Annotated in this window: 15 protein-coding genes; 6 read left to right on the top strand and 9 right to left on the bottom strand. The window is 42.2% G+C overall.

Annotated elements, in window-relative coordinates; translation table 11 throughout:
- Positions 1–132 precede the first annotated feature (132 nt).
- From lgt to ORI98_RS02755, 5 genes are all read right to left on the bottom strand, one after another.
- Complete coding sequence (gene lgt, locus ORI98_RS02775) at positions 133–912, bottom strand: prolipoprotein diacylglyceryl transferase (RefSeq protein ID WP_261297836.1); 780 nt, start codon at positions 910–912, stop codon at positions 133–135.
- Between the two features lie 578 nt (positions 913–1,490).
- Positions 1,491–3,158 (bottom strand): asparagine synthase B, encoded by a 1,668-nt coding sequence (gene asnB / locus ORI98_RS02770; protein WP_306134171.1) that lies wholly within the window; start codon positions 3,156–3,158, stop codon positions 1,491–1,493.
- Positions 3,159–3,563: 405 nt separating this feature from the next.
- Positions 3,564–5,243, bottom strand: a complete 1,680-nt coding sequence (locus tag ORI98_RS02765; RefSeq protein WP_306134170.1) for a M28 family metallopeptidase — start codon at positions 5,241–5,243, stop codon at positions 3,564–3,566.
- 323 nt (positions 5,244–5,566) lie between these two features.
- Positions 5,567–6,313: an HAD-IIA family hydrolase gene (locus ORI98_RS02760; protein WP_306134168.1), complete on the bottom strand. Its 747-nt coding sequence runs from the start codon at positions 6,311–6,313 to the stop codon at positions 5,567–5,569.
- Positions 6,314–6,511: 198 nt separating this feature from the next.
- The gene (locus ORI98_RS02755; protein ID WP_306134166.1) at positions 6,512–7,888 is read right to left on the bottom strand and encodes an L-serine ammonia-lyase; all 1,377 of its coding nucleotides are present in this window, start codon (positions 7,886–7,888) and stop codon (positions 6,512–6,514) included.
- Between the two features lie 299 nt (positions 7,889–8,187).
- Between ORI98_RS02755 and nagZ the strand changes: the two genes are divergently transcribed.
- Positions 8,188–9,204 (top strand): beta-N-acetylhexosaminidase, encoded by a 1,017-nt coding sequence (nagZ, locus tag ORI98_RS02750; protein WP_306134165.1) that lies wholly within the window; start codon positions 8,188–8,190, stop codon positions 9,202–9,204.
- 701 nt (positions 9,205–9,905) lie between these two features.
- Here the strand turns inward: nagZ and ORI98_RS02745 are convergent.
- Genes ORI98_RS02745 through ORI98_RS02735 form a run of 3 tightly spaced genes read right to left on the bottom strand, consistent with a single transcriptional unit; the run spans position 9,906 to position 15,095 of the window.
- Positions 9,906–10,949 (bottom strand): peptidoglycan binding protein CsiV, encoded by a 1,044-nt coding sequence (locus ORI98_RS02745; RefSeq protein ID WP_306134164.1) that lies wholly within the window; start codon positions 10,947–10,949, stop codon positions 9,906–9,908.
- A complete protein-coding gene (gene mfd, locus ORI98_RS02740; RefSeq protein ID WP_306134163.1) occupies positions 10,949–14,458 on the bottom strand; it encodes a transcription-repair coupling factor in 3,510 nt (1,169 codons plus the stop codon). Before mfd ends, ORI98_RS02745 begins: the two co-directional genes overlap by 1 nt.
- A 28-nt stretch (positions 14,459–14,486) precedes the next feature.
- Positions 14,487–15,095 (bottom strand): hypothetical protein, encoded by a 609-nt coding sequence (locus tag ORI98_RS02735; RefSeq protein ID WP_306134162.1) that lies wholly within the window; start codon positions 15,093–15,095, stop codon positions 14,487–14,489.
- Positions 15,096–15,251: 156 nt separating this feature from the next.
- Between ORI98_RS02735 and ORI98_RS02730 the strand changes: the two genes are divergently transcribed.
- Genes ORI98_RS02730 through ORI98_RS02710 form a run of 5 tightly spaced genes read left to right on the top strand, consistent with a single transcriptional unit; the run spans position 15,252 to position 19,302 of the window.
- Complete coding sequence (locus tag ORI98_RS02730; RefSeq protein ID WP_306134161.1) at positions 15,252–16,496, top strand: lipoprotein-releasing ABC transporter permease subunit; 1,245 nt, start codon at positions 15,252–15,254, stop codon at positions 16,494–16,496.
- Positions 16,496–17,203, top strand: a complete 708-nt coding sequence (gene lolD, locus ORI98_RS02725) for a lipoprotein-releasing ABC transporter ATP-binding protein LolD (RefSeq protein ID WP_261297826.1) — start codon at positions 16,496–16,498, stop codon at positions 17,201–17,203. Before ORI98_RS02730 ends, lolD begins: the two co-directional genes overlap by 1 nt.
- Positions 17,196–18,437: a lipoprotein-releasing ABC transporter permease subunit LolE gene (gene lolE / locus ORI98_RS02720; RefSeq protein WP_306134160.1), complete on the top strand. Its 1,242-nt coding sequence runs from the start codon at positions 17,196–17,198 to the stop codon at positions 18,435–18,437. Before lolD ends, lolE begins: the two co-directional genes overlap by 8 nt.
- A gap of 29 nt (positions 18,438–18,466) precedes the next feature.
- The gene (locus tag ORI98_RS02715) at positions 18,467–19,039 is read left to right on the top strand and encodes a GNAT family N-acetyltransferase (protein ID WP_261297824.1); all 573 of its coding nucleotides are present in this window, start codon (positions 18,467–18,469) and stop codon (positions 19,037–19,039) included.
- Between the two features lie 8 nt (positions 19,040–19,047).
- Positions 19,048–19,302 carry a DUF3624 domain-containing protein gene (locus tag ORI98_RS02710; protein ID WP_261297823.1) on the top strand — a complete coding sequence of 85 codons (255 nt, stop codon included), beginning with the start codon at positions 19,048–19,050 and terminating at the stop codon, positions 19,300–19,302.
- A gap of 148 nt (positions 19,303–19,450) precedes the next feature.
- Here ORI98_RS02710 and ORI98_RS02705 read toward each other — a convergent pair whose 3' ends face one another.
- Positions 19,451–19,954, bottom strand: coding sequence for a DUF2062 domain-containing protein (locus ORI98_RS02705; protein ID WP_306134159.1), 504 nt, complete (start codon positions 19,952–19,954; stop codon positions 19,451–19,453).
- Positions 19,955–19,973: the final 19 nt, after the last annotated feature.

The following is a 19,973-nucleotide window of genomic DNA, read 5'->3' as shown; positions in this document are numbered from 1 at the left end:
TAATAGTGTCGAGTGCTAAAGTTGGTTATATCGGTATATTGAGTAATGGCTAACGCATCGATCCATTAGACATCTGTCGATAAACATCAGCCATTACCTTTTAATCAACCAATTTAACGCTCAACTTCCCGTTTAACGTTTTAATATAAACGGCATGATAAACAGTAATAAACCGACTATCACAAACGGTATGCTAAGCATTTGGCCAACACTCATACTCCAGTCTTGTGCAAACTCGGCTTGTCTCACTTTAACAAACTCAATCAAATAACGTGAACCATAAACCAGCGCTAAAAACAGTCCTAATAATGCGCCTTGCTTTTGCTTAATATTGGTAAAACGATAAAGCAGCCACATACCAATAAATAACCCGAGATAAGTGAATGCCTCATATAACTGCGCCGGATGGCGGGGCACCAAATCAATACGCTCGAAAATAATTGCCCACGGTTTATCTGTTGGAATACCGATAATTTCAGAATTAGCGAAGTTTGCCATTCTAACAAAGAAGCAAAAAATACCCGTGGCGATAGCAATACGATCCATCAAAAATAAAAACGGTATTTGGGCTTTACGTTTATAAAAGTACATGGCCAATATCATGCCGATGGTACCACCATGGCTGGCCAAACCGCCTTTCCAAATAGCCAATATCATCAGAGGGTTAGATAAATAGTATTCTGGTTCATAAAAAAACACATGACCCAAGCGCGCCCCGACAACAATACCAATAACACTATAAATCAATAAATCATCAAGCGATTCACCGTCTAGTCCTTCAAGCGCATACATTCGCTTCATTACCATAAAACCAGTGGCAATGGCCGTGGCAAAAAGTAGCCCATACCAATGTATTGTAAGGCCCATAAAAGACAGCAGCACGGGATCTAAGTTCCACACAAAATGTTCCACAACGGGTACTCCATATAAAATTATCTATGCAAATTAATTAACTGTTAATCAGCGCAGTATGACCCTGTTAATTGTCTCATTTCAAGGAGATATTCGCCTTTAAGCTAAACATTTATCATTAGCGCTATTCCCCTCCTATTTAGTGGTTTTATGCCATCATGGTTTATCACTTACAATCAAACGACTATCTGTTAGTGCCGTTCAATGATGCAGTTGAAACAAACAAGATACATCCCAAATATGACACTTATTTAGCATTCAGTTAGTCTTATGCGACAGTAGGGTGAGAGGAATTTTTATTTTGGCAGCCTAAAACAATCACTATATGGGCTTACAGCTAGAGTCCGTTGATACTGATTTACACCACTATAAAGCTCATCAACCCCACACACCGACTGAATAACGAACAGCAGATTACGCGAAAAATTATCCAGGTTTGCGATGAAAAAATCTCCTTAAAGGCTGAAAGTGTGGGGTTATCACACAAAGCTTAACTTGTTAAGTTAGAATAAAAAAACGTCCGTGATATAAGTCGCGGACGTTTAGGTATTGCTAGATTCTAGATTCTAGATTGCAGATTACTGGTAACTGCTAGTGTGTACGTTACGTACTGCACGACCTGAAGGGTCAATAATACCTTGTAAGCTCTCATCCCATGCCAGTGCTTCTGGAGTAGAGCAGGCTACCGATTTACCACCTGGTACGGTTTCTGCTGCACTTGCTAGAGGGTAAAACTCTTCAAAGAAACAGCGGTAGAAGTAGGCTTCTTTGGTTTCAGGTGTGTTGTACGGGAAACGGAATTTCGCATTAGCTAATTGCATATCATCAACGTGTTTTGCTGCATGTTCTTTTAACCCGTCAATCCATGAATAACCCACACCGTCACTGAATTGCTCTTTTTGACGCCATGTGACTTCTTTAGGTAATTTATGTTCAAATGCCTGACGAAGAATGTGTTTCTCAATTTTGCCATCTTTAGACATTTTCGCTTCTGGGTTGATACGCATAGCGACATCCATAAACTCTTTATCTAAGAAGGGCACACGGGCTTCTAATCCCCAGGCTGCCATAGCTTTGTTAGCTCGTAAACAATCAAATAAATGCAGTTTATCGAGTTTACGGACTAATTCTTCATGGAATGCTTGTGCATTTGGCGCCTTATGGAAGTATAAGTAGCCGCCAAACAGCTCATCAGCGCCTTCACCTGATAACACCATTTTAATGCCCATCGCTTTAATTTTTCGGGCCATTAAATACATAGGGGTTGCTGCGCGAATGGTGGTGACATCATAGGTTTCTAAGTGATAAATCACTTCTTTAATCGCATCTAACCCTTCTTGGAAAGTGTAAATAATTGGGTGATGTATGGTGCCAATTGCGTCAGCTACTTTTTGTGCCGCCACTAAATCAGGTGATTCCGCTAAGCCCACAGCAAAAGAGTGTAATTGCGGCCACCATGCGCCGGTTTCACCATCGTTTTCAATACGATGTTTAGCATAAGTTTGGGTAATCGCTGACACAATTGATGAATCTAAACCACCTGATAACAACACACCATAGGGTACGTCAGACATTAATTGACGTTTAACCGCGGCTTCTAATGCGTCACGTAATTCTTCAACGCTGGCAGGGTTATCTTGTACTGCATCAAACTCCATCCAATCACGCACATAGTATTTAGTCGGTTTGCCATCGGCTGAATATAAATATTGGCCAGGTAAAAACTCTGCAACCGTTTTACAGACAGGCATAAGTGCTTTCATTTCTGAGGCAATGTAGAAGTTGCCCGCGCTATCATGGCCTGAATACAGTGGGATAATCCCCATATGATCGCGACCCACTAAATAGGTGTTTTTGGCTTTGTCATAAAGCACAAACGCAAAGATGCCGTTAAGTTTATCTAAAAAGTCACAACCGTACTCTTGGTATAAAGATAAAATCACTTCACAGTCTGAGTTGGTTTGATATTGGTATTTATCACCTAAGTCAGCTTTAAGTTGCTTGTGGTTATATATTTCACCGTTTACTGCTAGCACAATGTTGCCATCTTGGCTGATAAGCGGTTGAGCACCATGGTCAACGTCTACAATTGCAAGGCGTTCGTGGGCAAGAATGGCTTTTTCATCTGCATAAATACCCGACCAATCTGGTCCGCGGTGTCGTAACAGTTTTGACATTTCAAGTGCCACTTGGCGAAGCTCACTTGCATCTGATTTGATATCTAAAATTGAAAATATTGAACACATAATACCGCTCCAACAACATTGTTTAATCTTTATCTGTTTTCTACTTTGCCAGCATTTTATTCACTCGCCAAGTGTTATTTTTGATAAAAACTCACTTAAAATGTGTTTTTAGCGACAATATCGTTTATTTAATTTGTTATTAATGAAGATAGTTCAGTTAAAATGGATAAAAGTTGATTTATCTTGATTTTTATTGGCGAGGATAGGCAATTATTGAAGAATTGTTAGTGATGTGCTGAAGATAAATAAATCAGCTGACAGGTTTATTTGCTGATTTTTTGCACAGAAATCTATTGGGTTGCGAAGGCTTGTTACTATTGAGGTGAGTTTCTAGGTTAAAAAAAGACCAGAAGCTTGGCTTCTGGTCTTTGGCTTTATATCTTATTTGGGAGGAAGATAAATAGGTTACTTGGCTGGACGTAAGTGATTAAACTCTGAACCGACAAAATATCCAGGCCAGTCTTGGTTGTTACCCAGTGTATGAGCTGCGTGATAATAGACGCCTAAATCCTGTAATGCGCCTGATAAATCCCAGCTCTCATGGTAATGGTCGCAAACATTGTGATAACAGCCTTTCATGGTCGCTTGCATTTGAGTTTTGTATGTCGAGGTTGCTTCATCTAAAGGCTCGTTGCCACCGCCAGCAAATACCGCTGGCACGCCATATTTGGCAAAGCTGAAGTGATCTGAGCGGAAAAAGCCACCAGATGCGGGATTACGTTCAGATTTCACTTCGCGATTTTGCAATTTTGCAGCATCAGCTAGGTAGTTTTCTAATTCCGACTGACCTTTACCCACTATGGTGTAATCTTTAGTTTTGCCATACACATTGGTACTGTCTAGGTTGAAGACAGCGACGGTTTTATCTAAAGGGTAAATCGGATTGGCGGCATAATAACGTGAACCGAGTAACCCTTGTTCTTCACCCGTGGTGGCGATAAAGGTGATTGATCTTTTCAGGCCATTGCCTTGTTTTGCTTGCACTGCAAACTGGCGGGCAATTTCCATGATACCCGCTGTACCTGAAGCATTGTCTAATGCACCGTTGTAAATTTGATCGCCTTGTTTAGTTTCATCTTTACCAATGTGATCCCAATGGGCGGTAAATAATAATTGTTCATCGGCTTGGGTTGAGCCCTTTAACGTTGCGACAACATTATAACTATCAGCGTATTGTGCTTTATTGGCGAACTGAATATTAGCTGTTTGCGCTAAATCAACGTTGACAGCTTGATCCGCGGCACGTTCCATTAAGGTTGGCAATGAGAATCCAGCTTGAGTGAATAACTGAGTCGCCGCATTTAACGTCATCCAGCCTTCAACTTGAATTCGATTTTTTGCTTCATCAGTGTTTAACACTAGATCCTGTTGAGGACCTGTCCAACTGTTTTCAACTACAGACCAAGGGTATGAAGCTGGTTTGGTATCATGAATGATGATTGCACCTAATGCACCTTGACGGCTGGCTTCTTCAAACTTATAACTCCAACGGCCGTAATATGTCATCGCTAAGCCGTTAAACTTAGTGCCTTCAGGATGAGCAAAACCGGGATCATTGACAAGAATGACGGCTATTTTACCTTTCATATCAACATCATTGTAATCATTCCATTGATATTCAGGCGCATTAATGCCGTAACCAACAAACACTAGCGGTGCATTTTCAATGCTAATTTGTTCATTGGCATGACGACTGCTCAAGACGATATCTTGACGATATTGCAGTGGTAAATTGGCTAAGGTAATGCTTTGTTGCTCGCTGGGGGTATAGGTCACCATAGGGACAGCTTGTAAAAAACTGCCTTGATTGGCGCCAACTAAACCCATTTCGGTAAACTGTTTGGTTAAATAATCTAACGTGAGTTTTTCACCCTGGGTGTTAGGGGCTCTGCCTTCAAATTCATCCGACGACAATGTTTTTATATCAGTACGAAAACGCGCTTCATCAAAAGTGACATTTATTGCGGCTTGGTTTGCTTCGGTAGTTTGCTGAGTTTGTTCAATCTGGGGCGCATGCGCTGGTTTGTCGCCGTTACAGGCACTCACCATAAGAGCCATAGCGCATAATGGAAATAAATGCTTCATCAGTATTCCAATTATTATTGTTTGTTGTTTGTTGTTTGTTGTTTGTTGTTTGTTGTTTGTTGTTTGTTGTTACTGTTGGGGGAGCATAATGAAGCAAGCCTGCACTTGATAACAAGTGTGCAGGCTTGAAAATATGTTACCTAATGTAAATAACCCCAGTGCGCGAGACTAATTGGATATTAAACCGTCTTTACCGCGCTAATGACGTTATTGTTCAGTGACCAAATCTTACAATGGGTGGGTGGTTAGCCTTATTGCGAGTGCAAAGAACATGTTTGCCGTGACGTCTTAGGTCGCGAGATTGTGCTTATAAATTGCTGACCTTAAACAACATCAATATCACCGGCGCAGGCAAACACATGGTTTGGTCTAAAGGGTTCTTTATCTATGTCAGCCATTTGACTGACACCACTGGTAACCAAAATGGTTTCTAAACCCGCTTGGAATCCAGCCAAAATATCGGTGCGCATATTATCGCCAATAATAACGGTGTTTTCTGAATGCCCCTGTATGTGATTTAACGCAGAGCGGATAATCCAACTGGAGGGTTTACCGACATAAAAAGGCATTTTTCCGGTGATACGTTCAATGGGGGCGCATAATGCGCCGCAGGCTGGACTGTATCCCGGGCCATTAGTATCGGGGTTAGTGGCAATAAACCGTGCTCCACCCGCGACAAAACGCGCCGCTTTATGGATCATATCCCAATTGTACGAGCGGGTTTCGCCAACAATCACAAAGTCAGGATTGATGTCGGTGATAGTAAAACCTGCATTGTAAAGCTCATGGGTGAGGGCACCTTCGCCGATAACGAAAGCTTTTGTGCCTTTTTGATGCTTCAAAAAATCTGCAGTGGCCATGGCTGAAGTGTAAAAACAGTTCTCTGGGACATTGATCCCTGCTGCGCCAAGACGATTTTGCAAATCTTTACCCGTTTGTACTGGGTAGTTGGTTAAGATAACCAGTGGGTTACCTTGTTCAAGGATACGGTGAATAAACTTATCGCTGCCTGGGATCAGTTTATTATCGTGCAGTAAAACGCCATCGATATCACAGATAATATTTTTCATGCTGCTGTATTGTCCTTTAATCATTAACTTTGCTTATCTTATATCATTGTTATGGGTGAAGTGTGTCATATGTGCGGTTTCTGAACAAAATTCAATTTCTATGCTGAAAACTTAAAAATATCAAGTGTATGAAGCATAAAACAATAAAGCCAACCTGTGAGGGTTGGCTTTATTTAATGATTAATCAATCAACAAGATTTAACACTCTACAATGTTTACCGCAAGGCCACCTTTAGCGGTTTCTTTATACTTACTGCGCATGTCTTTGCCTGTGTCCATCATGGTTTTGATCACTTTGTCGAGTGACACCTTGTGGTTACCGTCTCCGCGTAATGCCATACGTGAAGCATTAATGGCTTTGACTGCGCCCATAGCGTTACGCTCAATACAAGGCACTTGAACTAGGCCGCCAACAGGATCGCAAGTTAAACCTAAGTTATGTTCCATGCCAATTTCTGCGGCATTTTCTACATGCTCGACTGTGCCGCCCATAATCTCAGTGAGCGCTCCCGCAGCCATTGAACAGGCCACGCCAACTTCACCTTGGCAACCGACCTCTGCACCTGAAATTGAGGCATTTTTCTTGTACAAAATACCAATAGCTGCAGCGGTGAGTAAGTAGCGACTGCAAACATCGATATCCACTTCTTGCACGAACATATCGTAGTAACATAAAACGGCTGGAATAATTCCTGCTGCCCCGTTGGTTGGCGCCGTAACTACGCGATCGCCTGCTGCATTTTGCTCATTGACAGACAGGGCGAATAAATCAACCCAATCCATGGCCGTTAATGGATCGGTGTTATTGCGTCCTTCTGCTTTTAAACGGCGGTGTAAAGAAGGCGCGCGGCGACGTAGTTTAAGTCCACCGGGCAAAATGCCTTCTTTTTGATAACCACGTTCAACGCAGGTTTTCATGGTTTGCCAAATTTTCCATAGACCTTGCTTAACTTCATCTTCCGTTGCGATGCTAAGTTCATTGGCCATCATCAGCGATGAAATACTTAAACCATTTTCGCAGCAAAGTTCTAGTAGCTGCGCGGCACTATGAAAATCAAAAGGAGCTTGTTTAATCGGTGTTGCAGGCGATGCGTTGCGCTGAGTAATTTCATCTTCATCAAGAATAAAACCACCACCGACCGAATAATAGGTGCGTTGATAGATGATTTCGCCTTTAGACAATGCGTACAGTGTCATGGCATTGGCATGGGCAGGTAACGTTTTGCGTCGATGATAAGTGACACCATCATCACGGGTAAATTTAACATAGCGGCCATCGGCTAACTTTAGCTGTTGATCTTTAGAAGCGGCTTCTAAAATGGCATCAATGGTATCGGTATCAACGGTTTCTGGATCTTCACCCATTAACCCTAAAATAACGGCTTTTCCCGTACCATGGCCTTTACCGGTTTGACCTAAAGAACCAAATAATTCGGATTGAAGTTCATCGGTACTGTCTAGCAGGTTTTGTTCTGCTAATTTGTCCATAAAGATTTTACCGGCTTTCATTGGTCCGACGGTGTGGGAGCTTGATGGGCCGATGCCAATTTTGAACATGTCAAAAACGCTGATCATAATATGTAGCCTTTATTAGGTCGTTTATTGTTTTAGTTATTTGAGAGTATTATCATCGCTCAACTAAATATATCGATTCACTGTCGCTGAGTGATTTCACTATAGACGATCGTGAACTGATTTGTTTTACATCTCACCAACGTAAAACAATGAGCTACTTTGTGTTGAAATACTCAGTTCTTTGAAGAGTATCCCACAGTTTTTAATTGTACTGTTCATTAGTTTTTTTTATGCATTTATTTCAGATTAGCCTGACTTATACATCAATGGTTTTAGGCTAAAAATTTAGAGGTAGTCGATTGAGCTATTTAATGATGGATCTTGCGGGATTAACGGTATCAGATCTCGAAGCGGTACAACTTCAGCATCCCCAAGTAGGAGGGATAATCCTTTTTAGCCGCAATTTTTCTAATAAAGACCAGTTAGTTGATCTAGTTAAACAGGTTCGAGGCATTAGGCCTGAGCTACTTATCGCCGTGGATCATGAAGGTGGGCGAGTACAAAGATTCAAAGATGGCTTCACTCATATTCCTGCAATGGGCGATATTTTACCTGCCGCAAATGGCGACATTACATTAGCTAAGCTGTGGGCTAAAGAGTGTGGTTTTTTGATGGCGGTAGAATTACTTGCTTGTGATATTGACCTAAGCTTTGCACCAGTCTTAGATGTAAATGGTATAAGTGAAGTGATAGGTAAACGCAGTTTTAGTCCTAATCCTGATGAAGTGACCACTTTAGCGGCGGCGTTTATTAGCGGTATGGAAGACGCCGGTATGGCCGCGGTAGGCAAGCATTTCCCTGGTCATGGCAGTGTGGCGGCTGATTCGCATATTGCGATGCCAGTAGACAGTCGAAGCCAAGCCGAAATTGAAGCCTTTGATATGCAGCCATTTGTCAGTTTGATGTCAAAAGAGCAATTAAATGGTGTTATGCCAGCCCATGTTATCTACGATAAAGTAGATCCAAATCCTGCTGGATTTTCACGTTACTGGTTGCAAGATGTTTTACGTCAGCGTTTAGGTTTTAAAGGGGTTATTTTTTCAGATGACTTAGGGATGAAAGGCGCCAGTTTTGCTGGTGACTATTTAGGTCGTGCCCAAGCGGCACTGAATGCGGGCTGCGATATGATATTAGTCTGTAATGATCCCGTTGGCGTTGACGCATTATTGGCGCAGTTTGTTTGGCCAACTACGCCACCCGTAGCAAATGCCATGAGTTTAAAACCTCAGCCATTAACCGTGGTGAATGCCTTAGAACAGCAAGCACGCTGGCTTAAAGCGATTGAAACGGCCAAGCTCATTCATCAGTCAGTTTAATGCTTGTTATGGACGTTTAACTTCAAAATGGAATAATAAATACCTACCAAACAGTCACTTGTCTTGTTAGCTGCATTTAATTAACGTGCAATAGGCCAGCTATGAATGTGTTGATGTGCTTTGTTTTCAAAAACGAATGATAAGTTTGCTACGAGATTAGCTAAATTGATTGAATTCATCTTATTGAGCAGATCTCAACCCACGTTGGGGTTATTTAGTTTGTGAGCGGTTTTTAATCTGAAGTATTGGATATTCTTTTACTTGAGCGGTTTTTAATCTGAGGTATTGGATATTCTTTTACTTGAGCCGTTTTAACCTCTTTATAAAGGCTTTTGATTCGTACTGACAGTAACGTTAACAGCTAAACTAGTGCTAAAAGCGAGTGTTTTGTTTGTTTTTACAGCATTTGGCAAGGCAAAAAAGGCTAAAGATGGCAAAAAACGAACTGTCGTGATACAAATTGATACAGCTAGCATTTGAAATGCGATTCGAGTGCTATCTTTAATGTCATATTTTTACTATTTTATGCAATTTTTGCAGGCGGCTATCTTTGATAGCCGCTTTTTTATTCCCTCAATAAAATGCCAAATAAGAACGTGGTTTTGTAGTATTACTCATTATTGTTTCAATTACGGCAATGGATTTTACGTATAAAAAAACCGGAGAATGCCCCCGGTTTCATTTTCAACTACTTGTTCACTTTACTGAGAATAAGGTTGGATCACACCTGATTGAATCGCTTGTGATGGCTCAGATTGTGGCAGGCTTTGCGGTGTTGGCTCACCTAAATCAATCGGTTTTACCCTGGTGGGTTGAGGCATTTTTCTGATTTGCATCACAATACCCATTTGCGGGTGATCAAAATAATGGATTTCACCGCTACGAACGCGACGATTTTGGGTTAAAGGGATCGCCTGTAGAAAAGGCTGCATGGTCTTTTCTATTTGGGTATTCACTGCATCGAATTGATTAAACTCACTGCGATTAGACTCAACAAGCTTTTGTGTCGGCTTACGCAATGCTAAGTTATTTTCGATATATAAATAGTGACTTAAGTAAATGTTGATTGTGCCATCAAGCTCCCATACGGGGTTAACTTGCTCGGTTTGCATCATATTACCTAACGTTGAATAATCACTCATTGATAATTGATTCGAAGGGGCATTATTACTTTGGTTGCTAACTTGCTGCCCGTGGTAGTCAAATTGCTTAGAATAATCTTTACCACCAAAAATACGCACTGCTTTGGCGTAACGTTTTGATTGTATATTTTGCTGCCAGGTTAAATGCACAATCGGCTTTACGTTACGTTCGCGGTTAACGGTTCTGATAATGTCTTTAAATCGGCTTTGGCTTTGCGCTAATAGCACTGGGCCTTGGTTCAAGTACGCCTGTTGCGGACTTGACGCAGCAACTTCAACGGGAACCTGACTTGGATGACTGCGAACCGTGCTACTGGTTAACGGATCATTACAATCTGGGGTTAATTCAGTAGACCAATCATTCGAGGTGCAACCGCTTAAGCCTGCGGCTACGCCAGTGATGTCGGTGCTGATCAACGGCGTGATAAAGTCGATTGCACGATCATTAATTTGTGGCGCAGGAGTGTTGATCCATTGCTCTAATGATTGGCTGTCACGCTCAAAGATAAACACTTCTACTTCAAACCAAGAATCCGCCTTGGCTTGAACTGACATAGACAGCGCACCAAGCGCTGTCATTGCTATCACTATTTTACGAAGCACTATTGCTCTCCAGTTTGATGTTTAGCAAGCTGTTCAAGTAAGGTTTTTAACAATCCGAGTCGCTCTTTACTTGTTTCAGCTGGAATGGTGAACTTTAACTTATTTGGCCCATCCATTCGATAGATTTGTGGCTGCTTTTGCAATAAATCGATGATAAACATGGGATCGACTTTATGTTGTGGCCCAAATTCGATGCTGCCACCTTTTGCATGCATCTCAATTCGCTGTAATCCCAGCTCGGTTGCTTGATGTTTGTATAAGGTGATATCCATTAAATTACGGGTGGGGTCGGGCAGCATCCCGAAACGATCGATAAACTCTACTTTTAGTTCATCAATCATTCGTTCAGAATCGCAATTAGCAATACGTTTGTACAATGACAAACGCATATTAACGTCACTGACATAATCTTCAGGTAGCAAGGCCGCAATACGCAAATCTATGTCGCAAATGGCATTCATCATGTAAGCCAATGATGGCTCTTTACCTTCTTTGAGCGCTTTAACCGCTGACTCTAACATCTCCATATACAGGCTAAAGCCGATTTTACTGATGTGTCCGCTTTGCTCATCACCCAGTAATTCACCGGCACCGCGAATTTCAAGATCCTGGGTGGCAAGTAAAAAACCTGCGCCTAAATCTTCCAGAGCATCGATGGCCTCTAGCCGTTTGCGTGCATCTGCTGTCATGCGTTTGGGATGCGGCGTCATCATATAGGCGTATGCCTGATGATGCGAACGACCCACTCGACCACGTAACTGATGCAACTGGGCAAGACCAAACATATCAGCGCGGTGGATTAAAATGGTGTTTGCGCTGGGCACGTCAATACCGGTTTCAATGATGGTAGTACATACCAACACGTTAAACCTTTGGTGATAAAAGTCTGACATGACTTTTTCTAAATCACGTTCGCGCATTTGCCCATGCGCCGTTACTACACGCGCTTCAGGGATAATGTCACGAATTTCTTGAGCAGCTTTTTCAATGGTCTCAACGTTATTATGTAAGTAATACACCTGACCACCACGTAAAATTTCTCGTAATATCGCTTCTCTTACTGTGGCAATATCGTACTCACGCACAAAGGTTTTAACCGCTAAACGTTTGGCGGGTGGCGTGGCAATAATCGACAAGTCACGCATACCAGACATAGCCATATTCAAGGTACGCGGAATGGGTGTAGCGGTTAAGGTGAGAATATCGACATTGGCCCGCAGGGCTTTGATTTTTTCTTTTTGGCGAACACCAAATCGATGCTCTTCATCGATAATTAATAAACCGAGATTGTCAAAATTTGCCTCAGCGGTCAGAAGTTTGTGGGTGCCAATGACAATATCCACTTTTCCTTCGCCTAACGCTTCAACAACTTGGCTTTGTTCTTTGGCGCTTTTAAAACGCGACATGACTTCTATCACAATCGGCCAATCAGCAAAACGGTCTTTAAAATTTTCATAATGTTGTTGAGCCAGCAGGGTGGTGGGTACTAATACCACAACCTGTTTACCCGCATTGACGGCCACAAAAGCGGCGCGCATGGCAACTTCAGTTTTACCAAAGCCAACATCACCACAGACTAATCTGTCCATCGCCATAGGCGCTTGTAAATCGGCTAACACAGCATGAATAGCGCTTTCTTGATCGACGGTTTCTTCAAACGGAAAACCTTGGGCAAAAACGGCGTATTCGTCTTCGTCCAGAGATAACGCTTCACCGGGCCTTGATTGGCGACGGGCGTAGACATCTAATAACTCGGCGGCGACATCACGAATACGCTCGATGGCTTTTTTCTTTGCTTTGGCCCAGGTTTCATTACCCAATTTATTCAGTTGGGTATTGTCATCATTGCCAACACTGTAGCGGCTGATAAGATGCAATGACGACACGGGGACATATAATTTATCTCCGCCGGCATATTCTAATTTTAAGTACTCTGCGACCAAGCCGCCGGTATCAAGGGTTTCTAACCCTTGGTAAAGCGCAACGCCATGCTCTAAATGCACTATGGGTTGACCCACTTTTAATTCGGCGAGGTTTTTGACTAAAACATCAGAACTGACTTGTTTTTGTTTTTCACGGCGGCGTTGCTGCGAAATGCGATGGCCGAAAAGTTCAGTTTCACAAATGATACTGACTTTACCTTTCGCACCCAGTTCTAGCTCACAGCCTCGTGATAATGGCGATACGATTAAGCCAATAAATTCTTTAGCACTGATGTAATCATCAATATGTTTGAATAATTTTGGTTTTATGCCGATTTTTGCCAGCAACTCTACCAGTGCTTCACGGCGACCTTCAGATTCTGCCACAAATAACATTTGCGGTTGCTTTTGGCTGTAATCCTGTAATGCCTGCATAGGCTGTTTAAGCTTATGGTTGGCATTGATGTCACCAATCGGTTTCGCTTTTACCATTTGGGCCGTTTTAGGCACTAATTCAGTATCTTGTTGCCCATCAGCCGTGACAATAGTCTGAATAAACTGACTGCGTGGCATCGGTTTAAAAGCTGCAAACAATTGCTCTGTTAATAAATACAGCTCTTTAGGCTCCAGTAATGGCCGGAGTGGATCAACGCGGCGATCTTCATAGCGGGTATGCACTTCGTTTAAGTGTTGCTCACAGGCTTTTTCTATATCACCTAGGGTAATAAGCTGGGTTTGCTCCGGTAAATAATCAAATAACGAGGCACTGTCATCAAAAAATAATGGCAAATAATTTTCAATACCTGCGGGCATGAGATTACGGCTAACCAGTTGATAAACTGACTCGGCTTCTTTTGATATCACTTCAAAACGCCGACGATAGCGCAATCTAAACCCTTCAATAGCAGCGCTATCTGTTGGGAATTCCTTAGCAGGCAACATGCGTATATGTTCAAGAGCCATGCCTGAACGTTGGGTATCAACATCAAAAAAGCGGATTGATTCAACCTCGTCATCGAATAATTCAATGCGTAAAGGTTGTTTTGAGCCCGTTGGGAAAATATCAATAATTGAACCACGGATAGCGAACTCACCATGCTCATACACTTGATCAACAATGTGGTAGCCAGTGTCGGTAAGATGTTGACGTACTTGATCAAGGCTATAAATATCGCCTTTTTTCAAAATCATCACGTTAGCGGTTAAAAATGACTTGGGCGGCAAACGCACCATCAAGGTATTCACCGGCACAATGACCACGTTATGGGTGCTTTGACTGATTTGGGCTAATGATTCTAGACGCTGTGAAATCAGGTCTTGATGCGGCGAAAAACTGTCATAGGGCAAGGTTTCACGATCGGGGAATAAACACACATTTACCGATGAATTTGCCAATAAATAACCTAACTCGGCTTCTAGTGCCAGTGCACTTGGCGTGTCGTGGGTAACGACCAAACTGGTGCCTGAATGCTGGTTAATTAAGTTTGCCACTGTCAGCGCTTGGGATACGCCGCCAAGCGTAGCTAAAATTTGCTGATGTTGGCCTTTTTTGACACTTGGCGGGGCAGTTACACTAAATTGCTTCATGAAATTGATTAACTTGTATTAAGAGAACTTACAGATTGTCATTACGTTGTTGCTTACGCAGTTTAAGCATTTTTTGTTGCACATTTAAGCTGGCTTTCACTAGTTGTTCGATATCTTCATCTAAAATTTGTGTATAGGCGAGTTCGATATGCCATGACGGCGCGGCTGATACGTCTGGTGCGACTGTTTCTACATTGACCTGTTTAGCGGCGGTGACTTCACACATGCACAGTACTGCCACGACTTCTGCGTGAAGATAAATATGGCAACTAAAAATAGATCCCACTTCAATTGGGGTGTCAGACACAATAGTTAAGCCGCTGCCACCAAATTGAAGCCCTTGGTACTGTTGACCCGTTTGGGTTTCTTTTTCCAATACATGCTGTAGTACTAAATCGACTTTACGTGATTGAAGTTTTAAAAACTCAACAATCGATTTGGTTTCACTCTCTAGCTGACGTATTTGCATTAAACAGTTAGCTTCAAGCGCTTTCACCTCTGATAATAGTTTCAAACCAGTCGATTGCATTTGACGTAATTGGTTATCGTCAGGGATCGGGCGCTGTTTATCCCAAGCATTAAGATACACATTAAACTGGTGAGGCACGCTAAAATAAGAATTGCTATCGTTTATCAAGGTTTGCCTCTTTATTTATCAAACTAATACCCCTATTATCGTGCCCAACTTGATGGTTTAGCAAGTCATAAGCTTTTATGGCCAGTTTTAGCATAGTTTTTGGCTCAGCGATAACCAATATACGCCCGAAATACGGCAGTGGATGACAAATTTTATATGAATTTTGGATTTTCTTTTTTTGTGGGGTATCGCTATTGGCACGCACGTAAAGCCAATGCCTTTGCTTCATTTATTACCTTGTTTGCTGTGTCGGGCATTTTTTTAGGCGTGGCGGCGTTGATTGTCGTCAGTTCTGTGATGAATGGTCTTGAAGGCCAACTTAAAAACCGAATTTTAGGGGCTGTACCACAACTGACGTTAATTAGTGATACAGGCTTTGACGACTGGCAAACAAGTGTTTTAGCCGTTAAACAGGATAAACGTTTACAACATGACATTATGGGCATTGTGCCTAGCGCGACCACTCAGGGTATGTTGCAATCCAGTTCAAATATTGCTGCGGCTCAGGTGTTGGGGGTGTTCCCCGAACTAGAGCAGGGTTTATCCAGTATTATTTCCCATACCTATTCCAGCGCGTTTGATGCATTGACGCCAGGAAGTTATGCCATTGTACTAGGCAGTGAATTGGCGAGAAAACTGGGGGTTAAACCCGATGATGAAATTCGGATTTTAAGTGGTGATGGCGTCGTTTATTCACCGCTAGGGCCTGTGCCGAGTCAACGTAAATTTAAGGTGGCGGGTGTGTTTGAGATGGGGGCTCAGGTCGACGCGACTGTTGCTTATGTACATTATCAAGATGCGCGTCGGTTAATGCGCCAAGACCCTGAGGTGATTTCCGAATTACGAGTATACCTGGACGATCCCTTTAATGTTGCCAGCATTACGCCGTTAATAACCCATAGTTTAAGTGAACAGGGCGTAGCAGTTACAAGCCGTGATTGGCGCGCTGATTTTGGCCATCTATTTGCTGCCGTGAAGATGGAAAAGAATATGATGTCATTGATGCTCAGTTTAATTGTCGCGGTGGCGGCGTTTAATATTGTCTCGGCACTAGTGATGATGGTAGTAGATAAAACCACTGACGTTGCAGTATTAAAAACCCAAGGCCTGACGACTGCCGCTGTAATGAATATTTTTATTGTGCAAGGCTCACTTAATGCGGTGCTTGGCTTAGTCATAGGCACTTTAACCGGCATTGTGCTTACGCTTAATTTGAATGAAATTTTAACCACGTTAGGGATATCTATTCTAGGCGCAGGTCAAACGCTTCCGGTGCAATTATCACTCACGCAATTAACTGTGATTGTGGTTGGCACCTTATTTATTACCCTGATTGCCACCATTTATCCAGCGTTGCGCGCCGCGCAGGTTCAACCCGCTACTGCATTGAGATACGAATAATGACACAGACCAAACAAGTATTACTGCAAGTTAATCATGTCAGTAAACATTATCACGACGGCGAAGTGACTACCCATGTGCTAAAAGATGTCAATCTTGAGGTTTACAAAGGAGAGCAGTTAGCGATTGTGGGCAGCTCTGGTTCAGGTAAAAGTACTTTACTGCATTTGATGGGCACCTTAGATACCCCAAGTGATGGGAAGGTGTTACTTGATGGTGCAGATATTTACCAATTATCTGCGGCTAAGCAAGCCAAATTGCGAAATGAAGACTTAGGGTTTATTTATCAATTCCACCATCTTCTGCCGGAGTTCAGTGCTATTGAAAATGTGGCGATGCCGGCTTTTATTCAAGGTAAGGATAAGCAGCAATCTTTGCAAAACGCCAAAGTGTTGCTAGAACGCGTTGGACTTGGCCACAGACTGCAACATATCCCGGCGCAATTATCGGGTGGTGAACGACAGCGCGTTGCCATTGCCAGAGCGTTAATCAATCAACCTAAGTTAGTGTTGGCTGATGAACCAACAGGTAACTTAGACGCCACCAGCGGTGAAACCGTTTATCAATTGATCCGTGAATTAGCTCAGCAGTTTGGAACGGCCTTTGTGGTGGTCACCCATGACCATAAACTGGCAGCCAAAATGGACAGACAATTAACCATGAAAGACGGTGTGCTACAGGTGGCAGCAGGTAACATTAATGAGTAAATGGTTACCTTTTTTAATCGGTTGGCGTTTTTATCGCGCAAGGCAAAATAATGGCTTTATTGGTTTTATTTCATTTGCATCGACAGCGGGCATTGCTTTAGGCGTCGCTGTGCTGATTATCGTGTTATCGGCAATGAATGGTTTTGAAAAAGAACTGCAAAACCGTTTGCTTGGGGTGATTTCCCATGGTGAGTTGGTCGGCGTGAATGAACCTATTCATGATTGGTTTACCATTGCTGAAACCGCTAAAAATATCCCGCAAATTACCGGTGTCGCACCTTTTGTGCGTTTACAAGGACTGGTACAAAAGCCCGGTGGTTTTCAAGGTATTGTTGTGAACGGTATCGATACTGATTATGAACAGCAAGTATCAAGCATTGCGCAATATATGAATGACAGTGCCTGGCAGTCTTTGCAAGGTAATGACAATCATATTGTTCTGGGGCGCAGTTTATTAAATAAATTGCAATTAAAGGTTGGCGATACGCTGGCAATGTATACCCCTGATGCGAACAATAATCGCTTAAGTGCCGCTAAAAGCCATCGGTTTTTGGTCAGTGGTGTGTATGATTTAGGCGGTGAAATTGAAGCTTCACAAGCGTATGTGCCGCTAAAGTATTTAAGCGACTTACTCAATCTTGGCACTGGTGTTAGCGGAGTGCGTTTGCAAGTTGATAATGTGTTTAACGCGCCAGGTGTTACCCGTGATTTAGGTTACGCTCAGGAGCAATACTTATATTTAAATGACTGGACGCGCTCTCAAGGCCATTTATATCAAGATATTCAACTCGTTAGAATGGTAATGTATTTAGTGTTAGCGCTAGTGATCGCTGTGGCATGTTTCAATATTGTGTCTACTTTGGTGATGGCGGTACGTGATAAAGCGTCTGAAATTGCGATTTTAATGACGATGGGATTAAAGCGTTCAGCCATCATGACCATATTTATTATGCAAGGCGGATTAAATGGCCTTTTAGGTTGCAGTTTAGGCGGTGCAATCGGGGTGTTAGTCGCGCTGAAATTGAGCAGTATTGCCAAAGGCGTTGAAACACTTTTGGGAATTAAGTTATTAGATTCAGATATCTACTTTATTGATTTTCTGCCATCACAATTACAAATGCACGATGTGGTTTTTGTGATTGTATTAGGCTTGGTGATGAGTTTAATTGCAACAGTTTACCCAGCTTGGAAGGCAACCAAAATTGCCCCAGCTGCTGCGTTAGCCGGTCGGTAAATTGCAATGCTAATTCAGGACATACGGTGATGACCACTAAAACGCAATTATCATCACCCGTGTTGCAATCAGAACGCTTTGTCATTCGTGCTTTTAACGAAGACGATTTAATGGCTTTTGCAGCTTATCGAAATGATCCTAATGTGGCTAAATATCAAAGTTGGACCCATTACAGTCTAGAGGATGCTAAGCAGCTTTTACAGCAAACGGATTACTGTCAATTTGCTCAAGCTGGCAAATGGTATCAAATGGCGATTTGCGATAAACGCACAGATACCCTCCTTGGCGATATAGCATTGCATTTTATTGATGAAGACCAGATTGAAGTCGGTTTTACTGTTGCACCTTTGAATCAAAAGCAAGCGGTAGCCTCTGAGGCACTTTACTGTGTTCTCAAATACTTATTTGATACGCTAGGACGTCATAGAGTGCTAGCTATTACAGATTGTTTAAATATAGCCAGTATTGCGCTGTTAGAAAAAGTGGGGTTTCGCCGTGAAGGTCACTTTATTCAACATGTGCTGTTTAAAGGGAACTGGTGCGATGAATATCAATACGCACTGCTAGCCAGTGAATTTAACTCGATCCGTGAACCTAACTAGAGTGCTTCATGTCCTGTCACCAGTGTGAAGAATCCATTTTCATCCAAAAGCTGGGGCGTTGCTTTCGTTGTATGGCACAACTTAGCTTGTTATCAGTTTTCTGCTGGCCGCTATGGTGGTGGTTTTACGCTGAACAACCTAAAACTGTTGAGTCAATTGCGTTACTGTTTTTCTGTGTGGCTTTTAGTGGCTTGTTGTTACTGCATCTAGTGTTTTGGCTGTTTTATCGAATCAGAAATCGTGCTAACACTCAGCATAAATGAGTGTTTTAGCAGATTAAACTGAACATATTAGACATGATTAGTCGGTATGTAGAAGCTAAACATCAAGGTGGAGATGTGAAGTGCGCTTATAAAGGCAGACCTAAACCTCAATTAAGGTTAATTAATTTAGAGATTTAGATGATATGAACTATTTTCTTTTTTGCCATTTAAATAATACTGAATATTTCCATAAGCTATTAATCACCAAATAACCTACTGCAGCAGACACGATACCTAATACAAAACATCCTAGTAAAAATGGTGGCCCTATCGTAGACAATGATGCTTCTATCCATTGCCAACTAGCTTCAAATTCAAAATGCTGACTTTCTTGCCCCAGTAATTTAGAACCCAACAAATAGGCAATGTAAAACATAAAAGGCATGGTTACAGGATTGGTAATCCAGACTAGGGCGACTGCAACCGGAATATTCACATTGAACATGATTGCTAAGCCTGCTGCTGCAACCATTTGAAATGGCATCGGCATCCAACCAACAAACAGGCCCACTGCAAATGCCCCAGGTGCTGATTTGCGATTCAGTAACCATAGATTAGGTTTATCTAATAGCTTGCCGAACACACGCAAATATTTATGCTTTTGCAGTGTTTTAGGATCCGGCATAAATTTTTGTATGAATTTTTTTGGCATCTTAGTTGATTACTGTCTT

It is taken from the genome of Shewanella sp. ULN5 (assembly GCF_030731885.1).
Lineage (GTDB): Bacteria > Pseudomonadota > Gammaproteobacteria > Enterobacterales > Shewanellaceae > Shewanella > Shewanella holmiensis.
This window is presented reverse-complemented; position numbering and strand designations above follow the sequence as displayed.

Bases quoted from the DNA above. Each gene is read 5' to 3' on its own strand.
- ORI98_RS02760 (WP_306134168.1), bottom strand. From the start codon at position 6,313: ATGAAAAATATTATCTGTGATATCGATGGCGTTTTACTGCACGATAAT.
- mfd (WP_306134163.1), bottom strand. From the start codon at position 14,458: ATGAAGCAATTTAGTGTAACTGCCCCGCCAAGTGTCAAAAAAGGCCAA.
- lolE (WP_306134160.1), top strand. From the start codon at position 17,196: ATGAGTAAATGGTTACCTTTTTTAATCGGTTGGCGTTTTTATCGCGCA.
- ORI98_RS02715 (WP_261297824.1), top strand. From the start codon at position 18,467: ATGACCACTAAAACGCAATTATCATCACCCGTGTTGCAATCAGAACGC.
- ORI98_RS02730 (WP_306134161.1), top strand. From the start codon at position 15,252: ATGAATTTTGGATTTTCTTTTTTTGTGGGGTATCGCTATTGGCACGCA.
- asnB (WP_306134171.1), bottom strand. From the start codon at position 3,158: ATGTGTTCAATATTTTCAATTTTAGATATCAAATCAGATGCAAGTGAG.
- ORI98_RS02710 (WP_261297823.1), top strand. From the start codon at position 19,048: ATGTCCTGTCACCAGTGTGAAGAATCCATTTTCATCCAAAAGCTGGGG.
- ORI98_RS02755 (WP_306134166.1), bottom strand. From the start codon at position 7,888: ATGATCAGCGTTTTTGACATGTTCAAAATTGGCATCGGCCCATCAAGC.
- ORI98_RS02765 (WP_306134170.1), bottom strand. From the start codon at position 5,243: ATGAAGCATTTATTTCCATTATGCGCTATGGCTCTTATGGTGAGTGCC.
- ORI98_RS02705 (WP_306134159.1), bottom strand. From the start codon at position 19,954: ATGCCAAAAAAATTCATACAAAAATTTATGCCGGATCCTAAAACACTG.
- lolD (WP_261297826.1), top strand. From the start codon at position 16,496: ATGACACAGACCAAACAAGTATTACTGCAAGTTAATCATGTCAGTAAA.